At 43.4% G+C, this 23238-nt stretch carries 19 protein-coding genes; 8 read left to right on the top strand and 11 right to left on the bottom strand.

Going from position 1 to position 23238, the window contains the following annotated elements; genetic code table 11:
* Positions 1-137: 137 nt before the first annotated feature.
* Positions 138-1352 carry a pentapeptide repeat-containing protein gene (locus V7L01_RS27015; RefSeq protein ID WP_335040288.1) on the bottom strand — a complete coding sequence of 405 codons (1215 nt, stop codon included), beginning with the start codon at positions 1350-1352 and terminating at the stop codon, positions 138-140.
* A gap of 132 nt (positions 1353-1484) precedes the next feature.
* Between V7L01_RS27015 and V7L01_RS27010 the strand changes: the two genes are divergently transcribed.
* Complete coding sequence (locus V7L01_RS27010) at positions 1485-1703, top strand: hypothetical protein (protein ID WP_335040286.1); 219 nt, start codon at positions 1485-1487, stop codon at positions 1701-1703.
* A 95-nt stretch (positions 1704-1798) separates the two neighbouring features.
* Positions 1799-2836, top strand: a complete 1038-nt coding sequence (locus V7L01_RS27005; RefSeq protein WP_335040284.1) for an isochorismatase — start codon at positions 1799-1801, stop codon at positions 2834-2836.
* 65 nt (positions 2837-2901) lie between these two features.
* Here the strand turns inward: V7L01_RS27005 and V7L01_RS27000 are convergent, their stop codons facing one another.
* Positions 2902-3795, bottom strand: coding sequence for a M23 family metallopeptidase (locus V7L01_RS27000; protein WP_335040283.1), 894 nt, complete (start codon positions 3793-3795; stop codon positions 2902-2904).
* A gap of 216 nt (positions 3796-4011) precedes the next feature.
* Between V7L01_RS27000 and V7L01_RS26995 the strand changes: the two genes are divergently transcribed.
* The gene (locus V7L01_RS26995) at positions 4012-5220 is read left to right on the top strand and encodes an HhoA/HhoB/HtrA family serine endopeptidase (RefSeq protein ID WP_335040281.1); all 1209 of its coding nucleotides are present in this window, start codon (positions 4012-4014) and stop codon (positions 5218-5220) included.
* Between the two features lie 43 nt (positions 5221-5263).
* Here V7L01_RS26995 and V7L01_RS26990 read toward each other — a convergent pair whose 3' ends face one another.
* The 3 genes from V7L01_RS26990 to ispD all read right to left on the bottom strand — a co-directional run bounded on the left by V7L01_RS26990 (position 5264) and on the right by ispD (position 7185).
* On the bottom strand, positions 5264-5611 hold the full coding sequence (locus V7L01_RS26990; RefSeq protein ID WP_292873506.1) for a DUF760 domain-containing protein: 348 nt from the start codon (positions 5609-5611) through the stop codon (positions 5264-5266).
* 165 nt (positions 5612-5776) lie between these two features.
* Entirely contained in the window at positions 5777-6319 is a 543-nt protein-coding gene (gene scpB, locus V7L01_RS26985) for an SMC-Scp complex subunit ScpB (protein WP_335040279.1), read from the bottom strand.
* A gap of 185 nt (positions 6320-6504) precedes the next feature.
* Entirely contained in the window at positions 6505-7185 is a 681-nt protein-coding gene (gene ispD, locus V7L01_RS26980) for a 2-C-methyl-D-erythritol 4-phosphate cytidylyltransferase (protein WP_335040277.1), read from the bottom strand.
* 69 nt (positions 7186-7254) lie between these two features.
* Between ispD and V7L01_RS26975 the strand changes: the two genes are divergently transcribed.
* Positions 7255-8214: a glycosyltransferase family 9 protein gene (locus V7L01_RS26975; protein WP_335040275.1), complete on the top strand. Its 960-nt coding sequence runs from the start codon at positions 7255-7257 to the stop codon at positions 8212-8214.
* A 116-nt stretch (positions 8215-8330) separates the two neighbouring features.
* Here the strand turns inward: V7L01_RS26975 and V7L01_RS26970 are convergent, their stop codons facing one another.
* A complete protein-coding gene (locus tag V7L01_RS26970; protein ID WP_335040273.1) occupies positions 8331-8816 on the bottom strand; it encodes a CRR6 family NdhI maturation factor in 486 nt (161 codons plus the stop codon).
* 661 nt (positions 8817-9477) lie between these two features.
* On the opposite strand from V7L01_RS26970, the gene V7L01_RS26965 reads away from it, so the two are divergent.
* Positions 9478-9924, top strand: a complete 447-nt coding sequence (locus V7L01_RS26965; protein ID WP_335040271.1) for a Fur family transcriptional regulator — start codon at positions 9478-9480, stop codon at positions 9922-9924.
* Between the two features lie 160 nt (positions 9925-10084).
* On the opposite strand, the gene V7L01_RS26960 is transcribed toward V7L01_RS26965, so the two are convergent.
* Positions 10085-13123 (bottom strand): pentapeptide repeat-containing protein, encoded by a 3039-nt coding sequence (locus V7L01_RS26960; RefSeq protein ID WP_335040269.1) that lies wholly within the window; start codon positions 13121-13123, stop codon positions 10085-10087.
* A gap of 143 nt (positions 13124-13266) precedes the next feature.
* Here V7L01_RS26960 and V7L01_RS26955 point away from each other — a divergent pair, with 143 nt between their 5' ends.
* Positions 13267-15045 (top strand): DUF3685 domain-containing protein, encoded by a 1779-nt coding sequence (locus tag V7L01_RS26955; protein WP_335040267.1) that lies wholly within the window; start codon positions 13267-13269, stop codon positions 15043-15045.
* A gap of 65 nt (positions 15046-15110) precedes the next feature.
* Complete coding sequence (locus V7L01_RS26950) at positions 15111-15821, top strand: diacylglycerol/polyprenol kinase family protein (protein ID WP_335040265.1); 711 nt, start codon at positions 15111-15113, stop codon at positions 15819-15821.
* Positions 15822-16208: 387 nt separating this feature from the next.
* Here V7L01_RS26950 and V7L01_RS26945 read toward each other — a convergent pair whose 3' ends face one another.
* The 3 genes from V7L01_RS26945 to V7L01_RS26935 all read right to left on the bottom strand — a co-directional run bounded on the left by V7L01_RS26945 (position 16209) and on the right by V7L01_RS26935 (position 19169).
* A complete protein-coding gene (locus V7L01_RS26945) occupies positions 16209-17663 on the bottom strand; it encodes a dihydrolipoyl dehydrogenase family protein (protein WP_335040263.1) in 1455 nt (484 codons plus the stop codon).
* Between the two features lie 109 nt (positions 17664-17772).
* Positions 17773-18858, bottom strand: a complete 1086-nt coding sequence (cobD, locus tag V7L01_RS26940; RefSeq protein WP_335040260.1) for a threonine-phosphate decarboxylase CobD — start codon at positions 18856-18858, stop codon at positions 17773-17775.
* Between the two features lie 26 nt (positions 18859-18884).
* Positions 18885-19169 carry an HU family DNA-binding protein gene (locus V7L01_RS26935; protein ID WP_010998076.1) on the bottom strand — a complete coding sequence of 95 codons (285 nt, stop codon included), beginning with the start codon at positions 19167-19169 and terminating at the stop codon, positions 18885-18887.
* A 692-nt stretch (positions 19170-19861) separates the two neighbouring features.
* Between V7L01_RS26935 and V7L01_RS26930 the strand changes: the two genes are divergently transcribed.
* Positions 19862-20500 (top strand): Uma2 family endonuclease, encoded by a 639-nt coding sequence (locus tag V7L01_RS26930; RefSeq protein ID WP_335040258.1) that lies wholly within the window; start codon positions 19862-19864, stop codon positions 20498-20500.
* A 256-nt stretch (positions 20501-20756) separates the two neighbouring features.
* Here the strand turns inward: V7L01_RS26930 and V7L01_RS26925 are convergent, their stop codons facing one another.
* Positions 20757-23192, bottom strand: a complete 2436-nt coding sequence (locus tag V7L01_RS26925; RefSeq protein ID WP_335040256.1) for an AMIN domain-containing protein — start codon at positions 23190-23192, stop codon at positions 20757-20759.
* Positions 23193-23238 lie beyond the last annotated feature (46 nt).

Here is a 23238-nt window from a genome sequence, read left to right as displayed (position 1 = left end):
TATTACTTAAAAAGCCTTTTAATTGAGTAGCTTGAGTAGCGTTCAGCAGGAAAACTTAAGCAAGCGATCGCTTTATTTTTGAGTCATAAATACTACCAGTATATCGTGATTTTATGACCCAACCTGTAATAATTTAACTAGAAATTATCATTCTTTATACTACCATCAGGCATGATTGTATTGTAAAAAATCGCACCCTCAAGGTTTGTATCTTTCAAGTCTGCTTGTTCAAGATTGGCGTAACTAAGATTAGCTTGATGTAAATTAGCGTTTTTTAGAGAAGTATTCTTCAAGTTAGCATTGCTTAGATTAGCACCAATAAGATTAGCATTATTAAGATTGCGACCTCTCAAGTTTATATTGCTTAGGTCAAAGTTCTGTAGGTCAAAACCTCTGAGATTACATTGAGACTTTGATAAATCGGCACCAGCACCAATGTAAGTTGCGTTAGTTAAATCAATTTCAGGTGGAAAAATTGTCTTTGAACTGTAAATAGCCCTAGACAATTTTGCACTATTCAAGTTAGCACCAGTCAAGTTAGCACCAATGAGATTGGCATATTCTAAGTTGGCATAACTCAGGTTTGCATGACTCAAATCAGCACCACTCAAGTCTTGGTATTCCAGCCATGCTTTACTTAAGTTGGCACTGCTCAAATTGGCACCAGGAGCAATGAAGTACGCTTGAGAAAGTTGTTCAATATCAGCAGGTAAATCTGGATCTGTATAGAGAGCATTTTTTAGGATAGTACCACTAAGATTTACTCCAACTAAAAGAGTACCAATTAAGTTTGCATAACTTAAGTCAGCATTTGTGAGGTCAACACTACTTAAATCCATACCCCTCAGATCGGCATACTGTAAATTGGCACTACTCAAATTGACATTTTTTAATTCAAAATAATAATTATGACTGAGGTCAATACGGCTTAAATTAGCTCCACTCAAGTTGGAGTTTATCAGTTCACCATCCGCTAGCCTAGCTTGTCTTAGATCGGCATCACTTAGGTTAACATTGCTCCCACCATTTATCTCTGATGCTCCTTGTAAGTTGGCACGACTTAGATTAGTGTTACTCAGTTCGGCACCATCTAATTCAGCACCAGTCAAGTTAGCATCACTCAGATTGGCATAACTTAGATTCGCATAACTTAGATTGGTATCACTTAGATCGGCTTGACATAAATCAGTGCTTTGAAGGTTCGCATCACTTAGTTTTGCATAACTGATGTTAGCTCTACTTAGATTTGCACTGCTCAAGTCAATTCCATAGAGATCAGCACGACTCAGGTTAACTCCTGAAAAGTCTCTCTCACCTGCGGCATAGCGTTTGAGTAATTCATCACGGTTCATAAGAGCGATAACTTCGTTAAGCTTTGCTAACGCTAAATTTATTTAATAATACAAATATACTATTAAGCAAGGGAGGAGCGATCGCTCCTACTAGCAGCTAAATTAGACTTATCAGCAAATTCTTTGACGCCCATGCTAGAAAAAACATCTACATTCCAGAAAGCCATAGAAGCAGTAGAAGCATTAGATCCAGAAGCTCAAGCTATTCTTGTAGATATTATCCAAAAGCGCCTTAAACAACAGCGGCGGGATGACTTATTAAAGGCGGTTGCAGAAGCTCGTGAAGCCTATGCTAAAGGGGAATTACGTAGTGGAACTGTTGCTGATTTAATGGCGGAGTTAGATGATTAATGCAACTGCTATGGAGTGCAAGATTTATTCGAGATTTTAGGAAATTTGGGGATTGAAATTATAGATGTTATTACAGAATAAAAGCGGCTGTAATTATGAACACCCAAATAACACCCCAACTACCAATTCCCCCACACTTTAACCCTGAAGAAGTCGGCGAAGTCTGGCGCGTACCTTACCAAGAACGTGCAGCCGAAGCTGAAATCTGGGCAAAACAACACGATATCAAACCTGCATCTTTAGATAAAAGCCGGATTTGCTTACTATTAATTGATGTCCAAAACACCTTCTGCATCCCTGGTTTTGAATTATTTGTAGGTGGAAAATCTGGGAAAGGGGCAGTGGATGATAATGTCAGATTATGTGAGTTTATTTATCGCAACTTGGGAGTAATTACAAAAATTGTACCTACTCTAGATACCCACACCGCAACCCAAATTTTCCATCCGATCTTTTGGGTGAACGCTGCCGGAGAACATCCCACTCCAGCCGCCACTAGCATCACCCCAGCAGATATTCAACAAGGTATCTGGAAAGTCAACCCAGCAGTTGCTGACACTGTTACTAATGGGGATTATGAATTATTAGAAAAACACGCTTACCATTATGTTAAGCAACTAAGTCAAGACGGTAAATATCCCCTCACAGTTTGGCCTTATCATTCTATGTTGGGTGGTATTGGTCATGCTTTAGTTCCATCGGTAGAAGAAGCGATATTTTTTTACGGTATTGCTCGTCAGAGTCAAACGCAATTTGAAATAAAAGGTGAAAATCGTTTAACAGAAAACTATTCTATTTTGCGTCCAGAGGTGTTGGAAGATTTTGAGCAACGTCCACTTGCCCAAAAGAACACGCACCTGATTAAGCAACTTTTAGAATATGATGCAGTAATTATTGGTGGTCAAGCTAAAAGTCACTGCGTCGCCTGGACAATCGACGATTTATTAACAGAAATTAAACAGGTAGATGCTGCCCTTACTCAAAAAATCTATCTCTTAGAAGATTGCACTTCCCCTGTTGTTGTTCCTGGTGTTGTGGACTACACAGAACAGGCAGATGCAGCATTTAAAAGGTTTGCAGAGGCAGGAATGCACATCGTAAAATCTAGCGAAAATATAGCATCCTTTATTTAACGCAAAGGATCGCAAAGGTTTCGCAGAGGTTTCGCAGAGATTTCCTCTGCGTTTCAAAACGAACTTCATTTTTTCAAATAGCCCTTTGGATCTTCTGCTACCCAACCCAGAGATGAGCTAGAACGCACTTCAAAATGGAGGTGCGGTTGACTGGAACTTGGTTTTCCACTAGTGCCTACCGTTCCCAGTAAGTCTCCTTTTTTTACCTGTTGACCGACAGTAACCTTAATACTGTCAAGCTGGGCGTAGCGGGTTTGGAGTCCGCCACTATGGTTAATAATGACCAACTTGCCATAAGAACCTTGGTCATTAGCAAAAGCTACGGTTCCAGGCGCGATCGCTAGCACATCTGTACCAACTGGTGCTAATAAGTCAACACCACTATGAAAGAAAACTTCACCTGTAGCAGGATTAATTTGCCAACTGTAAGCTAATCCCACTGTTACCACTTGTGCCAAGGGATATCCAGACAGGGAGGCACGGTTTGGCGTACCTGCATCAGTAGGTAAAGGGGCCTTAGTTACAACACCATTGGGCGACCAATTTACCCCCGGAACAAACACAACTCTGGGGTTCTGTTGGCAGCCATTCACCTCAAAAAGACTATCAGCACGAACTTTGTATTGTGCGGCCACTTGTCGCCAAGTTTGACCGCGAGGCACTTCAACTACAATCCCATTGTAGGGAGGAATTTGAAGTACACTACCAACGGCTGCGATCGCACCACTCTGCAAAGCTGGATTCATGCCGATAATAGTTGTAGGTATGAGATTGTAGCGCTGCGCTATGCTCTCCAAAGTTTCACCACGAACAACTTTATGGCGTTGGAAGCGAGATAGGGCTGGAGTTGGGCAAGCAGCCACAGCAGCGTTGGCGCTGTTGGTGTTTGGCAGTATGGATACTAGGCTCAAGGCGCTAACTAAGCTACAGAGAAACAGTTGACGAAAGGGTAAAGTCATGTATAAAGGTCAAGAGCGCATTAACTTTAAATTTTAGATGGCAAGAGTGGGGAGTGGGGGAATGAGGAGGCAAGGGAAAATTCTTCTTCTCTGCTCCCTGCCCTCTGCCTCTTCTGCCCAATGCCCAATTCCTTATAAATTGATCTGTCCACTTGCCGTTAGCTTGACTACACTTAGAAATTAGCAACTGCATTGCTATCCTTAAGCAGAATGATTATGAAGTTATCTTTAAAGCAACTGGGCGTTTATGTGTTATTACTGGTGTTCGGCGGTGGTGCAGGTTTGTTTGGCAGTCGCTATCTCCTGCCACAAAATCGCTCGTTCCAACAGTTAAGAAATGTAACTATGGCTTCGCCTCCAGAATCTGTAGTGCCAAATTCCTCTAGCGGAGTTATTGGGGCTACTGGGGGCGATAATGTGAATTTTATTGCGACGGCAGTGCAAAAAGTTGGCCCGGCTGTGGTGCGAATTAATGCCACTCGCAAAGTCGCCAATCCCATCTCTGACGCATTGAAAAATCCCCTCTTGCGGCGATTTTTTGGAGAGGATGAGCAACCTATTCCTCAAGAGCGTATTGAGCGCGGTACAGGATCGGGATTTATTTTGAGCGAAGATGGAGAATTACTCACCAACGCTCATGTGGTAGCAGATACAGATACAGTACAAGTCACCCTCAAGGATGGTCGGAGTCTAGAGGGGAAGGTGGTAGGAGTTGATTCTGTGACAGATGTGGCGGTGGTGAAAATAAAAGCTAATGATTTGCCGACAGTGAAACTGGGCAATTCGCAAAACTTAATACCAGGACAATGGGCGATCGCTATTGGCAATCCTCTGGGTTTAGATAATACTGTCACTATTGGCATCATCAGCGCTACGGATCGCACCAGCACTCAAGTTGGTGTCCCCGATAAGCGAGTCAGCTTTATTCAAACTGATGCCGCAATTAACCCTGGTAATTCCGGTGGCCCCTTATTAAATGCCCAAGGCGAAGTGATTGGTGTTAACACTGCCATCCGCGCTGATGCTCAAGGACTCGGTTTCGCCATCCCCATTGAAACCGCCGCCCGCATCGCCAATGAACTTTTTACCAAAGGGCGTGTGGAACATCCATTCTTGGGTATTGATATGGCAGACCTTTCTCCCATCAAAAAACAGCAGATTAATCAAGAAAATCAACTGAACATTCAGCAAGAAGCTGGGATTGTAATTAAAGGAGTCACAGATGATTCCCCAGCCAAGCGTGGAGGACTGCTTCCTGGAGACGTGATTCAAAAAGTTAACGGTAAACCAGTCAAAACCTCAGCCCAAGTTCAGAAGCTGGTAGAGTCCAGTAAAGTTGGAGACATTTTAGCGCTCGAAGTCAATCGCAGCGGTAAAATTCAAACCTTCAAAGTACAATCAGCAGCTTATCCGGAAAGGAAATAGTCAATAGTCAATAGTCCCAGAATGTTTGACTACTGACTATTGATTATTGACCATTAGACAAATGCTCTAACTGCATTCTTTGTTCCATCTGGCGCAGAAAATACCCCGTCATCATGGCAGACGCTAGAAGCCCAGCTAAGTTTTCCCGATCTGTTGTGATTTGCACGTTGAAATTTTCTGCCGGGAGCATTCCCACAAGCCCTTGGACATTTTGGGAAATGATTTGTTTAATTTCGGGGCTAGCGGACTGAGCAATCCTCGCTAAAACATCAGGAGACTGATGTTGTAGATATTTGAGTAACTGATTGGGGTATTGCTCAGAGTGGTCGGAAAGAAGTTGATTAGGGTGTTCCTCAGAGTTGTCATTCAAAAAGTCAGGATTAAACACCATTGGCAGTTTTATTTAGCTTAATTGCTAACTCTACTCTAAACCATAGTACAAGGGTAGCGCATTCACCACAGGTATAAGCTCTGAAGAGGCAGGGGGGCAGGGAGCAGGGAGCAGAGGGGAAAGAGGTATATTTTTATTTTTCCCGTACCCCGTGCTCGCTATTCCCTATTCTCTATTCCCTACTCCCTTTAGTTCTAGTTCTAGTTCTAGTTGTTCTTCCTTCTGGCTAGTAGAAAGTATTTGCGGGAGTTGTTCTATTTGGAAATACTGATGAAATTTCGGTGTTACTTGGAGCGAATAGGAACGAGAATCGCTGTCTCGGCGCTTGCGGATAAAACCGAGTTCGACGAGTTCTGGAACGTGCTGATATACTCCTGAACCCCGCAGGTTAATCAAGTCGCTCTGGAGTATGGGACTATTGAGGGCGATCGCGGCCAAAGTCCGCAATGCGCCTACACCTAATTCTACTGGTATCATCGTTTGCACCAAATCATGAAAGTCAGACCGGAGTTGCAAACTGTAACCATCTGGAGTTTCTATTACCTCTAGAGCGCTATCTCGGTGGGCATAGTTGTCCATTAGTTCAATTATGCCTTCTTTGACACTGGCGCGATCGCAGGCGGCATACTCGGCGATTTCGCCGAGCGACAAGGGTTTACCTTTTAAATAGAGAATTGCTTCTATCTTCGTCGCTGTAGCTGTAATCATTTAGTTATTAGTCATTGGTCATTAGTCATTGGTCATTAGTACATGACAACTAACAATCAACAAGTGTGTGGCATTATATCTTAAATTGTCTAAATATTGTTTGAAAGTCTCAAATTGGGCATGGGGAAGAGGAGAGGAATTTTCCCCCTGCCCCCTGCCCCCTTCCCCCTGCCTCTTAACTTTCCTCAAAAGCCCCTACTTGTGAGAATAAATTCTGCGATCGCTAAATCTTGTGGAGTGGTTACTTTCAAATTTGTCTCCTCTCCCTCGACAATTCGCACTTCTATGCCGCACTTTTCAAATAAAGCGGCGTCGTCAGTTACTTCCCAACCTTGACGGACACCTTCAGCGTGGCACTGTTTCAACAACTCGACATCAAATCCTTGGGGAGTTTGTGCCGCCCATAGTTGTCGTCTGTCGGGTGTTTCTTGAATTATGCCTTCATCAACAACTTTGATGGTGTCTTTGACGGGTACACCAGCAATTAAACCGGGACAATGGCGAATGGCCTGGGCACAAGAGTTAAATAAATCTGGTGTGGCTAGGCATCTGGCTCCATCATGAATCAACACTTGTTCTGCGGCTACTGGTAGCGATTGCAAGCCATTGTAAACAGATTCTTGGCGGGTGGAACCACCTTGAATCAATTCCACTGGTTTAGTCAGCTTCAGATCGGCGATAATTGCTTTCAAGTCAGACCAGTCGCTAGGTTGAGAAATAATCCCAATCCAACTGATTGTACTGGCGGCTTCTGCGGCTAATAAAGTCCAAGCAATAATTGGTTGCGATCGCACGACTAGCAGGAGTTTATTGCGGTTACTCCCCATTCTTTTTCCGATTCCCGCAGCTGGAATTAGTAAATACACAGAATTCCTCAATCTTTAAGCTATATATTTTCCCCTAAAATAGGGAGCGAGTAAGCGTCAATAAATATTATGCGAGTAGTAGCCCTTGTACCTGGCGGAATTGGCGACCAAATTCTCTTCTTTCCGACTCTAGATGACCTGAAGCGCAATTATCCTAACGCTCAAATAGATGTCGTTGTTGAACCCCGGTCAAAGGCTGCCTACCGAGTGAGCAAGTCAGTTCACGAGGTACTGACCTTTGATTTTCAAGACCGTAATAGTCTGGCAGATTGGGGTAACCTGGTGGGCACAATTCGCGATCGCGAATACGATATTGCCATTGCTGTTGAGCAAAATTGGTTGGTAGGTCTTTTACTCTGGTTGACAGGAATTACCACACGCATTGGCTACCAAGGCAAAGGCTCGGTTTTTCTGACCAACACTGTGCCATTCAAACCATCCCAGTATGCGGCGGCAGTATATCATGATTTGCTGCAACCATTAAGCATAAAAACCCCTGTCCCAGAATTAGCTGTAAATGTGCCAAAACCAGATATTGAGTGGGCACAAAAGGAACAGAAACGCTTAGGGGTTCATGAAACAGGCTATATCTTGATTAATGGCGGTTCTGGCCAGTTATCCCAGGCTAAAGAACTGGATAAAATCTACCCTGTCGAGAAGTGGCACCAAATTATTCAAAACTTCCAAGATAAGCAACCGGATTTGCCTGTGGTGGTCATTAAGGGACTTGACGATGAGCAGTTTGTGCGATCGCTTCTGGGGTCTTCTCCAGATATCAAGGTGACTGCCCCAGATGATATTGGCAAGTTAACTGCCATAATTGCCGGGGCAAATCTGATGTTGTCTACTGATAGTCCGGCACTACAACTGAGTGTTGCAGTTCAAACTTATACCATTGCCATCTTTGGGTCCACCGATCCAGCGAAGTTATTGCCGAAAAACGATAAATTCTTGGCGATTGCATCCCCCACGGGAAAAATGGTAGATGTTTCACCAAACACAGTTTTGGAGAAAATTTGGGGTGGCTAAACCAGCACTTTGCCCCAATTTCTGCAATCAGTTTATTGGATATCCAATATAGTTACGCGTTCGTTGAATGACCGCAAAACCTGGATGTGACAGCTAGATTTTGCGGTTATTCAGGATTAAAATATCTCAAAAAAAGCATCATCTAATTCATAACCCAGCATTTGGGCCATAGACTTCAGCCGCGAGAGGCTGGGGATATCCTGCTGTTTGAGCCAATCACCTAAAATAAAGATTTTGTGCATCAAAAATATTTCTAAGGCTTCAGGATTATACTGAATGCCTTCTTGGGAACTAAACTGGTGTGGTACAAGCATGGCGCTATAACGAGCAAACTCTCCAGCTTTCCAATCTAGTAAAAATGGTAACCAAGGGTATTTGGCATCTAGGCGCACAAACCACAGGCGCACCTCTGGAATTTCTGAGAGTTCCCGTGGATCGCCAGGTTCGAGTTCATAATTGATATCAAAGCGTAGCTGCTGTTCATAGGATGCGAGTCCATCTTGCAGCAGTTGTTCAATCACCGTTGACGCAGGCGACAGATCCAGATTGTTTATGAAGTCATTATTGAGTGCGATCGCGATTGTCTTTGATTCAGCAGCCACTTTCTTGATGCTCAACTGTAGGATCGACAATCTACAGTAGCAGCTTTCAGGGATTGACGCTAGATTGACCTTTAGTATTACAAAGTTTTTTTTGACTAAATCAATTCCTATTTAGCGATCCTTTTTACTGAAAATTAGGTCAACCTATACAAGCTCTATACACAAGTCTGACCTTCCCAAACTTATTTGATACTTTTGCTTGCTTATAACAAACATACATCTAGTTGCAAGCCTTAATATGAGCTACTAGCGATGCCTGCGGCGGGCTACGCCGACGCTATTTACGTACACCTGATTTTGTCCACTTAAATGTTACTTTTTTAATTAAAATAATTACTTATATTTAAACCAAAATTGCTACACCATTTACATGGTATGTCATTAGAAGTAGCCTACTTGGGAAAGGCAACGCTTGCCCCAAGGTGGACATTTACAGCAATTTTAAGTTAAAGTTGTAATGAGTTTGTTTTAGATTAAGGTCTGACAAAGTAGCCATCAACAAGCAAAAAAAATCCTTATCGCCACCTGTGACTTTTGCAGCATCAAAAGCCAAAACACAACTACAGGTAAAAGAGCGGTGTGCAATATCATTGCATATATTGAATAACCAATAAACATTTATATGGGAAAATTTCCCTAACAGTTAAGAAGCTGTAATATTATGCAAAAACAAACAATTACTACAAAACCAATTCGTTCTTTAGAAGATGCGCTTGAGCGGTGTCAAATTCTGGGTATGCGCGTCAGTCGCCAGCGTCGCTTTATTCTAGAATTACTTTGGCAAGCAAATGAACACCTTGCGGCAAGAGAGATTTACGATCGCTTGAACCAACAAGGTAAAGAGATCGGTCATACTTCTGTTTATCAAAATTTAGAAGCATTATCCAGTCAGGGCATCATTGAATGTATTGAACGCTGTGATGGGCGTTTGTACGGCAATATCAGTGACTCTCACAGTCATGTCAACTGTATAGATACAAATCAAATTCTTGATGTTCATGTGGAACTTCCAGAAGATTTAATCCGCAAAATTGAAGAACAAACAGGAGTGCGGATTACTGACTACAGTATTAACTTTGTTGGCTACCGTAACCCGCAAGAAAGCTGATAAGGGACTTCCAAATCAAAAAATATCCTATCGTTTTTAGGGCAGGGGGAGGAAAAGTCGTTTTGATTCCAAAAAATGGATAATTGATTTTTTTGAGTTCCCTAAGAGTTAATAACTGGAAATTAGGTGTTTGGATTTTAGCTTTACTAGGCAATAAAACCTAATAAATACTACTATCATCAATGGAGTTATTGCCAAAAACTGTCCGATCCTCGGCATCATCATCATCATCATCATATAAATCTATTGGTACAATCGTGCCTTCGGAGCTTTCGATGAGTCCGATCGCAGGGAGTTTGTTCCAATTATTATCTGTGTTTATCGGAATATGAACGGTATTTAAGAACGGCTGCTGCGATCGCAAATGTTTCAGTTTTTGAAACGACTCTTTGGAGAACAAAGCACCATTATCGCCGAGTAATTTTTTGTCAGCCTCACTGAGGATGGCATCAGATAAGCAGGCGTTGGTGAGATTGGCAGAATTAAGATTTGTCCCCATAAGGTTGGCTTGTTGCAGGTTTGCGCCTGTGAGGTTTGCCTGTTGTAGGTTTGCGCCCGCGAGGTTTGCTTGTTGGAGGTTCGCGCCTGCAAGGTTCGCCTGTTGCAAATTGGCTCCAGCTAAATTCGCCCCAATTAACTCCGCATTGGATAAGTTTGTTTGTTCAAGATTTACCCCAGTTAACATCACTTGCAATAAAGAAGCTCCCGATAAGTTGAGTCTAGCCAGAGATTTAATTCGGGTTGCGAAGGCAGTTTTATGCAAAACCGTTGTCCTAGCAATTAGAACACTCAGCGCCTCTGGATTGAATTCTGCTAAATTTGCTGGATTACCGCAAGGCCAAAAAGGAACTTTTGTTTCTTGGTAGCAAGCACAAAGCAATAAAAACACATTCAGTCCCACAGCAGCATTCACCTGTTCGACATTCACCGGGTTTTGCAGTGTGTGAAAATGAGTTAAAGCTTTGTGGGCTATCCCCTCATCTAACCAACGTCCTTGACAGTAAGCACGCCAGAAAGACAAAAGCCGTTGAAACAAAACTTCAAAGGAAAACTTGTGCTTTTGCTGCTGGTGCAATTCTGCGATCGCTAGTTCTTCAATTTCTTGGCTAAGTATCCCGTAACCCAGTAAATTGTAAATATGCTGGGCTACGCTACTGGGAGAATCAAGCACAAAAGTGAGCGTACCGTAAGCCTCATCTTGGTACTGAGTCAGAAATTTAAGTTGGGCAGCAATAGCATTTGCACAAAGAGATTCTCCTAACTTGACATGAGAAAACTCAATTAAATTACTTTCCGCCGCGCCTTTGCGTAAGGTATCCGAACCCGGAATTTTAAAGTAAAACCCTGGTAGAGTATTAAATTCACCAGTTACATTAATTTGATGACCTTGCGAGTGTAAGATTTTTAGAGCGATCGCTTGCATCCGATCGAGTAAATCTTGGGGATGACGATCGGCGAGTAAATTAGCGATCGCTTCTGGAGTTCGGTGGATATGAGCCGATCCTGAGCGCAGTAACATTGGCTCGATCCCGCCAACTAGCGGATAGCCCAACAACCATCGACTCAGGCGATGATAAATTTTCCATAACAGAGAAGACTTTTGGTTATAAGCAGCTAACTGCAATAGTTCATCATCTAGCAATCCGTCGCGGTGTAAAATGCCCAACAAATGCAGCATTAGAGGTTGACGGATTAGGACAGATAATTCTCTGAACTTTGATTGGCTGGCAAATAGCCCTGTCTGTTTTAAAAATGTAAAGAAATTTTGAGCGATCGCCAACGATTGCACTTTTGCCCACTGCTGAAACCATTGTTTGAGTTCTTCCCCTTCCAACGGCTGAATGATAATTCGCTTCAATGGCAGGGGTATCTCTGGGGCGATTTCCTGTAATGTTGTGGATCGACTCGTTAACAAAATTTTGTGTCGGTGCTGAAATTGCAAGTTCAGTAATTGCTGAATAAATATTGCTTGTGCCCTTGTACCTTGAGCAGAAGGGGGTAGTTCATCCAAACCATCCAGCAGCAGCAGACAAGGGAGATTTTCTTGCTCTAACCAAGTTGAAAGATTAACAGGAAAGGCAGAATTCAGAGTTTCGGTTAAGGTTTTACCGTATTTTACATCTCGCAACCTAATTACTATAGGCATCCAAGTAGGGTACAATTCCTGTGCTACCTGTGCCGCCCAAAGTTGGCAAAAACTAGTTTTTCCATAACCAGGTTCCGACTCAATAACAGCGATCGTTTCTAAATCAGTTAGCTGTTGCTGCGCCCATGTATTTAAATCAACCGGTTTAACAGTTTTTTTATCTTGCTGAGAAATACTTTCCTCTATTGGTAAGGCTTTTTGTGGCACATAGATATCCTTAAGGGCAAAGGATTCCACGAGCAACGGCATACTGAGATTTTTAATCAAACTTGCACGATAATGTTCTCGGTGCAAATCAATTTTCTCAGCGACTGTAGAACCAACTTCTGGAGCGATCGAACTGGGAGATAATGAAATCCCCAAACGGAAGAATTTTTGCAGTTGGGCTAAAGGTGCAGCATTCTCGGTAACGACTACCACTAAGTAACCAGGAAGTGAGTTACCCAAACGCTGTATTAAGAGTTTAGCTTCAGGTTCCTCTGCACCATTGGCAACAAACCAAGCTATAGCAGCGTTATTTATTTGTTGCACTAGCAATGAATCTGTAACCAAAGACAGTGCTTGTTCGGCTTGAGTGTCAGTCAATTTACCTGGGCTAAGAGTTTTCAACAATCCTTGCAGCTGCGGATCTTGGAGGGTGAGTTTACCTACTTCCTCTTTAAGGATGTGTGCTTGGATAGGTATACTTGCTCGGTCTAGCCACGGTTTTTGCAGGCTTGCTTCCTGCTCTAGAATTGCTTGCAAAGCCTGGAGATAGGCAATTTGAAACGCTAGCCACGTGCCTTCGTTACGTTTTAATGGTTTTTTTTGGCTGAGGCTACGCAACAGGTTTTCTGTTAATTGAGAAATAACACTGATTTCTTCCCAAACAATACCTAAGGGCAGTTCTAAGACCTCTACCAAGGTACAGATATCAAAAGGCATCAGGCTTTTGACTTCCATATCCTGAACAATACGATAGGCAACACCTGCCAATTGTCCCGTTGAAAACCCTCTGATTTGATTGATTGCGATATGGCGTTCTGCCAACCAGTGCCGAATACTCAGGTTCATTTAATTACACAGTGAAGGCTGCCTATGGCAATTATGATCGATTTATCAGTTTGCGAAAACAGGTAACAATGAGGAAAACAAAGTTTTGTATCAAAGCTATTTTCTGATTGGTAAAAAATAGTGCTTGTGTAATTGAGTAGACTATGAGCGATCGCCCTCTAAAATTATTGTTAATCGACCAAGACCCGATTTTTCGTCTGGGATTACGGCTAGCTTTGGAAGCGATTCCTAACGTGGAGGCGATCGCAGTGGTAGAAACTGACACTGCTGCCTTGCAGATTCTAGCAGAAATTGCCCAACAAGACCCTAATCGGGTAAATTTGGTGGTTTTAGAATTCGGTAATGGTCGCTCCACCACCAGTCAACAGCTAGGTTTACAATTCTGTCGGCAACTTAGAGCCTTATATCCCAACTTGCCAATTTTGCTCCTCAGTTCTGTTCAAGAACAAGGACTGCTATTGGCTGCGAAATCTATTGGTGTAAATGGCTACTGCCCCAAAGGCACACCACTTCCTGAGTTAGTCGCCGCCATGCAAGAAGTTGCCGATGGTGGTTCTTACTGGTTTTGGGAAACGGAAGCAATAATAACTCCTCACTCACCACTCCCCATTGCCCCTAACTCCCAGAGAGCGCTACGTATTCCCCACACCCTACTTCCTTTCTCTAAACTACGAAATAATATCCGTTTGTCAGGAATCACTAACATTGACGCTACCCTAACCGCAGTAACAGCACAATTACAAGTTCCCGGACTACCAGTCGTAGATCGAGCAATTCTAGCTGGACAACGGCGAGAACTATTAGCAGCTCGTTGGTTGCTAAATCGGTTTTTATCACCACAAGAAAGGCAACAGGAGGATATCCCGGTTGCTGATGAGCCGCCTCTGACTGCTTCATTAAGTAGTGCCATTCAACAAAGGCAAAGTGTGTCACCTTTACTTAGTCCGGAAACACTACAATCTGCCTTGTTTGCATCTTGCGTTACTAAACTACAATTTCCTTTACGAAATGTCACAGATGTACCTTTAGAAATTGATATCTTTCGCGAAGACAAAAAACGGGAATTACTTTATCTTATTCTGCAAAAATTAGCTGAACAGTTGGATGAACTGCGTGCTTCTCAGCTTGAGATGAATCAATTATATGAGGGAAAAATTACTCTATTACGCGATTTATGGCAGGTAGCAATTACCGAGTTTTTTGGGAAATTTTCTCAGATAAAATTAAGAAATCAAAATATAAAAATTGTTAATTTATTATTGGAAAATATAGAAGTTGTGCAAAGAGATATTCTCAATAAAATCCCGCTAGTTTGTGAGTTATATTCTTATCTACTATTTCAAACAGAATTGAACATTAATAATACCTCCTATCCGGTAGTGAGCGCTGAAGCAAAATCCCAAGCATTAATGATTTTAGAGAACTTGTTGATTCAGGTAGCGAATGGGGTAGTGCAACCACTATTAAATTCTTTAGCAGATGTAGAAGCGATTAAACAAAATTTTTATGGTAGCCAATTGATTTCCACAAGAGAAATTGAAAGATTTAGAAATGATTTGTCGTGGAAATATCGGTTAAAAAATTATATTAACGAGCCAAAAGCAGTTTTTGAAAGCCGCTATGAATTATTTGTAATTGCGCCTCGTGGTATTGCCAATACTTCAGTTTACGCTCCTCGAAATGAGGAGTTAGTAAAACTTTCTAATATTCCGTTAGTAGTGACGTTACTCCTAGAATTTAGTGATGCGATCGCACCGCGTTTAAAATCACTATTAGCTTTTGCAGGTAGCGGTATAGTCTTCATTCTCACCCAAGTAATTGGTCGGGGCTTAGGTTTAATCGGTCGTGGTATTCTTCAAGGTATTGGTAATGCTTCGTTAATAGAAAAAAATTTTAAACGAAATAGCGATCGACCTAAGTGAAGGTGCAGGTTTGGCAGGGAAGACAGGGGAAGAATTTTTAACTAATGACAAATGACCAATGACCAATGACAAAAAATGATTTTATTGGGCTAGCAATTTCTTATGTTTACGCTATTGGTCTGCTTGTCATTGGCGAGGGACTGCGTAGGCTGTTTGGTGTAAAGCCGGATTTGACCCGCAAGGTAATCCATATTGGTGCAGGGATGTGGGTTTTCGGCGTCCTGCTACTGTTTAACCACTGGGAAATCGGAATTATACCTTTTGCTAGTTTTATCGGACTCAACTACTTGTTTTACCGCTACCGGGTCATCGGCGCAATGGATACCCAGGACAGCTCACCTGGTACAGTTTATTTCGCTATCTCAGTAACGCTGCTTTTCGGGCTACTGTGGCGACCAGAGGGGCCAGTGGATAGCGTTGCGATCGCTGTTGCTGGGATAATGGCGATGACCTGGGGTGATGCGCTAGCAGCATTAATCGGCAGACGCTTCGGGCAGCATAAATACCAAGTGGGAAATTCTGTGCGTTCTTGGGAGGGTTCGGCAGCAATGTTTGTAGCAAGTACAGTAGTGATTTTCTTGGTGCTGTTGCTGCTACCTGGTTCATCGCTGAGTCCCCTAGCAGCGCCTTTGGGTTTCGGATGGGCCTTGTTGACAGCGGTGGTAACTGCTACATTCGCCACCCTAGCAGAGGCTGTCTCGCCCCACGGCACAGATAACCTCAGCGTGCCTCTAGTAGCGGCTGGGGTAGTGTGGGTAATAATGCAAGGGTTTTAAACCAACTTCCGAGTTCAAAGGCTCAACTCCAAACTTCTAACTCCCTACTCCTCACTCAGGGCTATTTCGTTCTAGACATAAACCGCCCAGAACTAAAGTTCCGGGCTAATAGCCCAAGTCCACGCTTAGTGGACTAAAAGCCAATACGGTTCAGTTAAGGCTAAAACTTTTTGTCAAAGTTATTTTTTAACGAACCGCGAAGGACGCGAAGGACGCGTTCGCGCAGCGTCTCGCAGAGAAGGAAGAAAAAAAGAGAAGGAAGAAATGCTTAAGTGAACTGTATTGGACTAAAAGCCTTTCTAGTCGTCTTTAGACGACTTTTGCTATTAGCCTCAGAATTTATTCTGAGGTGGGCTAAATGAGAATGAAATAGCCCTGACTCCCCACTCACAAATTCCAATTGCGACGGAAATGGAAGAAGCCTTCTAAAAACTCTTGCAAAGCAATATTGCTATTTAACTTTTGCTTACTCCACTCTCTTGCGGTTTGTTCCAGAATTTCTGAGAAACTGGGATAGACAGGAGATAAATTTTCTAAATGTTTGACTTTAATTTTTTGGGACATTGCCAAAGCAATCAAATTAATTAATTCACCAGCTTCCGCCCCCAATATCGAAGCTCCTAAAATTTCTCCGTTGCGGAGCACAATTAATTTACACATACCAGTGATTTCGTCCCGAAGTTGGGCTGCTGCCACTGTTTTAAAATACTGTCGCAAAACTAAAACTTCATTTCGACTAAATAAGCGTTTTGCCTGCGCCTCTGTCAAACCCACTTGCGCCACCATCGGCACAGAAAACATCGCCCAAGGAATGGAGCGATAATCTACTCGTAACCTGGAGAAAAAGAGTGCATTGTTCAGAGCAATTTTTGCTTCATAGTTAGCAATATTGGCAAAGTCGTAACCACCAATTACATCACCACAAGCGTAAATACGATGGTTAGTGGTTTGCAGTTTATCATTTATTACCAAGCTCCGCCGATGCCATTTCACACCTACCGTTGCTAAATTTAGTGATTCAAGATTCGGTTGTTGTCCAGTCGCCACTAAGATTTCATCAGTTTCAATGGCCTTATCTCCTGCTTGAACCCACTTTTTATCTTCAATTAGCCTTACCTGAGTTACTGGTTTTTCGGTAAAGACGCGCACACCTCCAACTTCCAACTGCGCCTGAAGCAATATGGCTATCTCAGGGTCAAGATGAGGTAGAACATAGCGATGTTTGACTACCAGCGTCACACTGCAACCAAACCGCGCTAAAGTTTGAGCGATTTCAATGCTTTGGGGAATCCCGCCGATAATTACCCAATTTTTGGGTAAGGTAGCTCCTTGTAAGGATTGCCAAATATTAGATAGGGTTAGATAGCCAGTGGCTTGCAATCCTTCAATCTCCGGAATTTCTGGACGCGAACCATTAGCCAGCAAATAGGTACGGGCGCGTAGTAGGCGATTATTAACGGTAAAAGCCAGTTGGGGTGAAGATTGAAATTGACCACTGCCAACGATGACATCGACTCCCTGCGCGGCTAGGATGGCTGGAGAATGCTGTTCTTTGATATTTGAGGCGACGCATTGAGCATACAGCATCGCTTCTTGCCATGCCATAGATATGTGGCATTCTTCTGAGGTATTAGTGTGTGTGGCATGAATACCAAAACCAGCGGCATCATTCAACTTCTGCGCCAGTTTACCAATTTCGGTAAGAGCATGGTGATGAGTAAACCCATAGTCTACTTTCGGTTCCACCAGGGCAACTGTAGCACGTAGTTGGGTTGCAGCAAGGGCAGCGTAGTATGCAGCAAGACTGCCGCCAATAATTACGACATCGTAGTCAACGGTCACGTGAATTTAGAGTTAAGAATTAGGAATTAGGAGTTAGAAATTAGCAGTTAAGAGTTAAGAATTAAAACCCTTCTTCAACTTATAACTCCTAACTTATAACTTATAACCCCTAACTCTCTTTTAGCGCTGTTAGTAAGCGCTGGTTATCGGATTGGGAACGTACAGCAATCCGGAAAAAGCGATCGCCTAGTTCTTTAAAACTAAGGCAATCGCGGATTAAAATCTGGTGATGCTTGAGTAATTGTTGCTGTAACTGCGAAGTAGACTTTTGGGACTCAACCAGTAAAAAGTTAGCGGCACTCGCTTGGGGTTGCAATCCTGGGATTTCAGCTAAAGCCTGAAAGAGTTGGTTTCGTGCAGGTGGTAGCCATGCCCAGGTTTGCTGCTGAAATTCCGTATCCTGGAGTGCCGCAATTGCCGCCGCCGCTGCTAGGGTGTTTACGGGCCAAGGGTCACGCCATAGCTGCCATTTAGCTAGGCAGTCGGGGTGAGCGATCGCATATCCCAATCGCAGTCCTGGGAGACTGTAAAATTTGGTCAGCGATCGCAATACTACTAAATTTGCATATTCCTGTACCACCGGAATCAGGCTTTGTTCCTCATTAGGCGGCACAAAATCCATAAATGCTTCATCCACCACAACCAAAGCAAATTGCTCCAAGTAGGGCAAAATAGAGTCCCGTGAAAATAGCTTTCCGGTTGGATTGTGGGGATTATTCAGCAATAGTCCTTTGTCCTTTGTTTTACCCTGCGGGAAGCCGCTGGGGCGTCTATGTCCTGTGTCAAGGAATAATGACCAATGACCAGTGACTAATGACAAAGGACACTCCAGCAGATTAGCGTTATACGCCCTCAAGGTTCGGTAGTAGTCGCCAAAGGCTGGAGTGATTAAAATTGTCGCGGCTAATTGAGCTAATTCCCTACCTACTAAAGTGAGTAATTCTGCGGAGCCGTTACCCGGCAGAATCCACTCAGGCGGCAATTGATGGAAGTGACTGAGAGCTAGTCTCAGTTCACTATAGTTTGGGTCTGGATAGTGCTTAAGATTACCGATTTGGGACTTAATAGCAGCGATCGCGCTGTTTGGAGGCCCCAACGGGCTGATGCTAGCAGAAAAATCCAGAATAGCATCAGGGGGACAGCCAGCCAGTGCCGCTGCCCAGGCTAAATTTCCCCCGTGTGCAGGTTGCCGCATTAAAAAAGGGTTCCCGAAGACAGAACCTATGCTTTTGGGGGTGCTACCTTTTCTCTAAACAGTTTTCCTGCGGAGAAGGCAGGAACCCTCGTCGCTGGAATTTCCATTTTTTCATTTGTTTTCGGGTTGCGACCTTCGCGGGCTTTACGTTCCCGTGATTCAAATGAGCCAAATCCAACCAACGTTACCTTATCACCAGAGGAAACCGCTTCAATAATCGTTTCCAAAGCGGCAGTTAAGACTGCATCCGCTTGTTTCTTGGTAACGCTAGCTTTTTCAGCTACGGCATCAACTAATTCACCTTTGTTCATGTCAAACTCCTGAAGGTTTACTTGAGATTTTTTACGGATGCACTTTGGTGCATCTGTACTGAAATCTTTGTTCGCGGAAATACAAAAATCATCCTTTGGGAGTATTTTTACTCAAAACGGCTGTACATCCCATCGGCTCGACTTTTCAATGAATCATTCTAAGGTGTTGTAGCCTGATGTGGATAGATGAAACCATTAATTTATATAGATTTCAGGTTTTTTTGTAATTTTAGGGTACTTGTTTCACTAAAAACCACCCCAAAAGTAGGAAAAAATACTTAGTACAAACCCCCATTGCCAAGAAAACAGGGGAGTAAGGAGATGGAAGATAGGTGCGAATCGTTGGGATTCATTACCGATGGTGAAGAGTTATTGCTGAGATTAACTAAATATTTATAAAAAATAGTTCAATCGTCGGTTAAAAATCGCGTCTATACAAGCAAAACCTACCTCCGTGGATTTCAAACCCTCAATTTTCCCTTAGTCCACGCAGGTGAACTTTGCCTGTGTAGCCGCGTACTGCTACGGAGAAGGAAGCTACACACAGTGTACCGCAGGCAATTCGATTCGCCCCGGCTCTAATAGACAAGCCTGGATGTCTTTTGGCTGTAAATCAGGAAAATCCTCTAAAATTCCGGTTAGCTAAAGTAGGGAAGCGATACGATCGAAACGACTACTAGAGGCGATAAATTATGACTCAAGCCATAGCTAAACTAGTAACCTTTGAAGATTTTGCAGCGTGGCGGCCCGAAGGCGGAAGGTACGAATTACATGATGGCGTGATTGTTGAAATGGCACAACCAGTGGGAGACCATGAAGATGTTGTTGGTTTTGTAGCAAGAAAATTAACAGTAGAATTTGACCGATTAAATTTACCTTATACAATTCCCAAAACTGTGCTTGTGAAACCAATTAACTCAGAATCTGCCTATTCTCCAGATGTGCTATTACTAAATCGCCTTAATTTAATGAATGAGCCGCTATGGAAAAAAGAATCAACTGTAAGCCTTGCAGCATCAATTCCTTTAGTAGTTGAGGTAGTTAGTACCAACTGGGATGATGACTATTACACAAAACAGGGTAAGTATGAGGGTATTGGAATTCCTGAATACTGGGTTGTAGATTATCTCGGTCTAGGCGCTAAAAAGTTTACTGGCAACCCCAAACAGCCTACTATATCTATTTATCAATTAATCGATGGTGAATACCAAGTTACTCAATTTAGAGGTACCGATGCCTGCTGCGGTAAACAACGCATCGTCTCGCCTACTTTCCCGGAATTGAATTTAACAGTCGAACAGATTTTTCAAGCTGGAGGTTTGCCAACATAGCCACAACCCCACTTACTGTTTTAGTGCTGTCATAAGAGTATTTCCCGTTTTTGTTAGCTGACTAGGCTACAAACCTATATCCATTTTGTTCTAAACCACAATAAAAGGGCATGAAATACTAACCTACACCCTGCAACGCCTCAGCCGCTTATCTGCTCTGCGCGGAAAATTCTGCGAACAAGAAGATCCCCGACTTCTTTAAGAAATCGGGGATCTGAACCTTTAGCAAAGGTGACTCACCAGCTAATCATTTTTATTATCTGCTAGGAAGCTTCAACCCCCGACGCTCAAGAATTTGCCGCACCTCTGGGCTGGGATTGTAGTTATAGCCGTAGGAGGAGTTCTCAGAGTCGTCCATGATTTGAGGCGTGAGCAATACAATCACCTCATTGCGCTGGTTGGATCTATTTGTTTTTCTAAATAGCGAACCAATCAGTGGAAGATCGCCCAAAATAGGAATCTTGGAGATACTTGTCCGGTCTTGGTCTTGAATGATGCCTGAGAGAATGAGCGTTTGACCATCTCGTAAGCGAATTAAGCCAGAAGTAAGCGATCGCTCAGACACTAAAATAATTTGTCCATTTCCTGTATCTTGTGAACCTGTGGGAGCGCTGACAGTAGGAGCAACCGATAGAGAAACGAAACCATTATCGTCAATCCGGTCAATTTTCACATTTAAGGTTAAGCCAACTTTTTGTTTATCAATTGTTCTTTCTGTCCTAGAACCACCAGCAGTATCCGTTGTTTCGATGGTTATGTTTCCCACTACTTCCTGGGTCAGATTCACAAGAGCCTGCTGACCTTCTTGCACAATTAATGTTGGGTCAGTCAAAATCTTGGCATTGCCATTTGTAATCTGAGCTTGCAAGCTAGCAAGAAGACGTTTGGGGAACTGGTACAAACTTGGCAAACTAAATCCGGCGTTTGCACGAGTGCCTTGTGCATAACTAGCAGTTTGTCTTCCAGTTGTAGGATCGGTAGTAATTGTTACTGTGTCTGGTGTTCCTGGAGTAAAAGTTGTAAGACCAGGGGTAGTTGGATTGCCGTTTGCCGGAGAAATTGGTTGGAGGAAGGTCGCATCGCCTGGTGTGTTTTGTGTGAGTACCCCATCTTGTATGACTCTGACGCCTGAGCCTCCATTTGGAACTGTAAAAGTACCATTTTGGTTCAAGAATGGCGTTCCTGTAAGTGGATTCGTAATAGTAGGTGTACTAGTCACACTATTTGCTACTTCAGAACTAGTAGCGGGTCTAGAACCGCCAAAATTGAAAGATGCTGCACCACCATCACTAGAGAAGTAGTTGTTACCAACCCCAAAAGAAAAGCTTGTGTTGTAGTCTTGGGTGTTCAAGAGGTTAACATCAATAATCTTGACATTGACTACTACTTGACGACGGCGGATATCAAGCTGAGTTAGTTGAGCCATCGCCATGTCAACTAGTCGGGGAGGGCCAATCAAGGTTAAGGAATTGGTGCGCTCATCTCCTAATGCCTGTAGACCTCTAAGTAATGGGTTAGAGTCTGTAAAAGTAACGCGTTGAGTTTCAATTCTGGTTTCCGTCGTCGTTTGAGCTTGTGTGACGGGAGCAGCTGCATTCCCAACAGCCACAGCACTAACACTGGTAACTTGTCGTTCACGGCTGACAGCACTTTCTGCCCCCAAACCCACCAAAAAGTTCAGGGCGACTCCCACTGTTACCTGATTGAGTCGCAGGTTACGCATAACCATGTCACGGGTGGAATTAGGTAGTTTAGGCCCCACGAAAACTGTGCGATTACTGCGGTTAGCTTCTAAACCACTCAGACGCAAGACGTAGTTAAACACATCTTGCACTGGCTCATTTTCTATATCTAGGGAAATTGTTTGAGAGATTGCTTGTGCACCGGCACCAGCACTAGCACCTTGCTCACCTCCGATATAAGCCAGATTGAGATTAGCTGCACGGGCAAGCAATGACAAAACCTCACGCACCGGTGCATCTCGCAATACTAAACGGGGTACACGTTCCTGAGTTCCTAAGTCAATGGTGCTAGGAGAAGCATCGGTAGCGGAAATAGCAATATCTCCCACAGGTGGCGCGACGGCTCTAGGTAAGAAAGGTGGAGCCTGACTTAGAGGTTGACCTGGGCCAGCAGCTTGTGCAGGTTGTCCGTCAATGGTGACTTGCGGGTTGGGAACGAGAACACCTGAATTTTGACCAGGTTGGGCTGGGGTAGTAACAGGCGGTGCTGTGGATGTTGGTGCTGATGCTGGTGCTGATGCTGGTGCTGATGCTGTAGTGCCAGCAGATGGGCTAAAATTGAGTGTAATTCCATTTTGCGATCGCACCACGGGTTGGCTGCTAGGTGTGTTGCTGCTGCCAGTTACCGTCACCCGAATGCTATTGGCATCAAGTTGATTAACCTCAACAGAGGCAATTCCTGGTGCTGGGCTATCTTGACGAAAACTCTTACCTTGTGGTAATCGTAATTGAGTATTGATAACATCCGCGATTAAAGCCTTGCCTCTTTTTGTAGTGAAAACTTGGGGGCGCGACCCTGAAGAAGTTTTCAAAGCAACGCTTATTCCACCATCAACTGGATTTAACTGGACATCAGTAATTTGACTAATTTGTGCCCTAACTGGTTGGGCTGCCAAAAATACAAAAGCGGCAGCACCCAATATAAAACTATTACCGTGAAGCTGTTTCACAGTTCATTCCTCACCTTATAAAACCTTGTTTACAAACAATTTTGAG

Source organism: Nostoc sp., from assembly GCF_036917095.1.
Taxonomy (GTDB): domain Bacteria; phylum Cyanobacteriota; class Cyanobacteriia; order Cyanobacteriales; family Nostocaceae; genus Nostoc.
Note: the sequence above shows the minus strand (reverse complement) of the source record. Positions and strands in the feature narration are given on the sequence as shown.

Excerpts from the sequence above, each read along its gene's own strand:
- scpB (WP_335040279.1), bottom strand. The coding sequence starts at position 6,319 with ATGATTACAGCTACAGCGACGAAGATAGAAGCAATTCTCTATTTAAAA.
- cobD (WP_335040260.1), bottom strand. The coding sequence starts at position 18,858 with ATGCGGCAACCTGCACACGGGGGAAATTTAGCCTGGGCAGCGGCACTG.
- V7L01_RS26960 (WP_335040269.1), bottom strand. The coding sequence starts at position 13,123 with ATGAACCTGAGTATTCGGCACTGGTTGGCAGAACGCCATATCGCAATC.
- V7L01_RS27010 (WP_335040286.1), top strand. The coding sequence starts at position 1,485 with ATGCTAGAAAAAACATCTACATTCCAGAAAGCCATAGAAGCAGTAGAA.
- V7L01_RS26995 (WP_335040281.1), top strand. The coding sequence starts at position 4,012 with ATGAAGTTATCTTTAAAGCAACTGGGCGTTTATGTGTTATTACTGGTG.
- V7L01_RS27015 (WP_335040288.1), bottom strand. The coding sequence starts at position 1,352 with ATGAACCGTGATGAATTACTCAAACGCTATGCCGCAGGTGAGAGAGAC.
- V7L01_RS26930 (WP_335040258.1), top strand. The coding sequence starts at position 19,862 with ATGACTCAAGCCATAGCTAAACTAGTAACCTTTGAAGATTTTGCAGCG.
- V7L01_RS26965 (WP_335040271.1), top strand. The coding sequence starts at position 9,478 with ATGCAAAAACAAACAATTACTACAAAACCAATTCGTTCTTTAGAAGAT.
- V7L01_RS27000 (WP_335040283.1), bottom strand. The coding sequence starts at position 3,795 with ATGACTTTACCCTTTCGTCAACTGTTTCTCTGTAGCTTAGTTAGCGCC.
- V7L01_RS26955 (WP_335040267.1), top strand. The coding sequence starts at position 13,267 with ATGAGCGATCGCCCTCTAAAATTATTGTTAATCGACCAAGACCCGATT.
- V7L01_RS26990 (WP_292873506.1), bottom strand. The coding sequence starts at position 5,611 with ATGGTGTTTAATCCTGACTTTTTGAATGACAACTCTGAGGAACACCCT.
- V7L01_RS26950 (WP_335040265.1), top strand. The coding sequence starts at position 15,111 with ATGACAAAAAATGATTTTATTGGGCTAGCAATTTCTTATGTTTACGCT.
- V7L01_RS27005 (WP_335040284.1), top strand. The coding sequence starts at position 1,799 with ATGAACACCCAAATAACACCCCAACTACCAATTCCCCCACACTTTAAC.
- V7L01_RS26975 (WP_335040275.1), top strand. The coding sequence starts at position 7,255 with ATGCGAGTAGTAGCCCTTGTACCTGGCGGAATTGGCGACCAAATTCTC.
- V7L01_RS26935 (WP_010998076.1), bottom strand. The coding sequence starts at position 19,169 with ATGAACAAAGGTGAATTAGTTGATGCCGTAGCTGAAAAAGCTAGCGTT.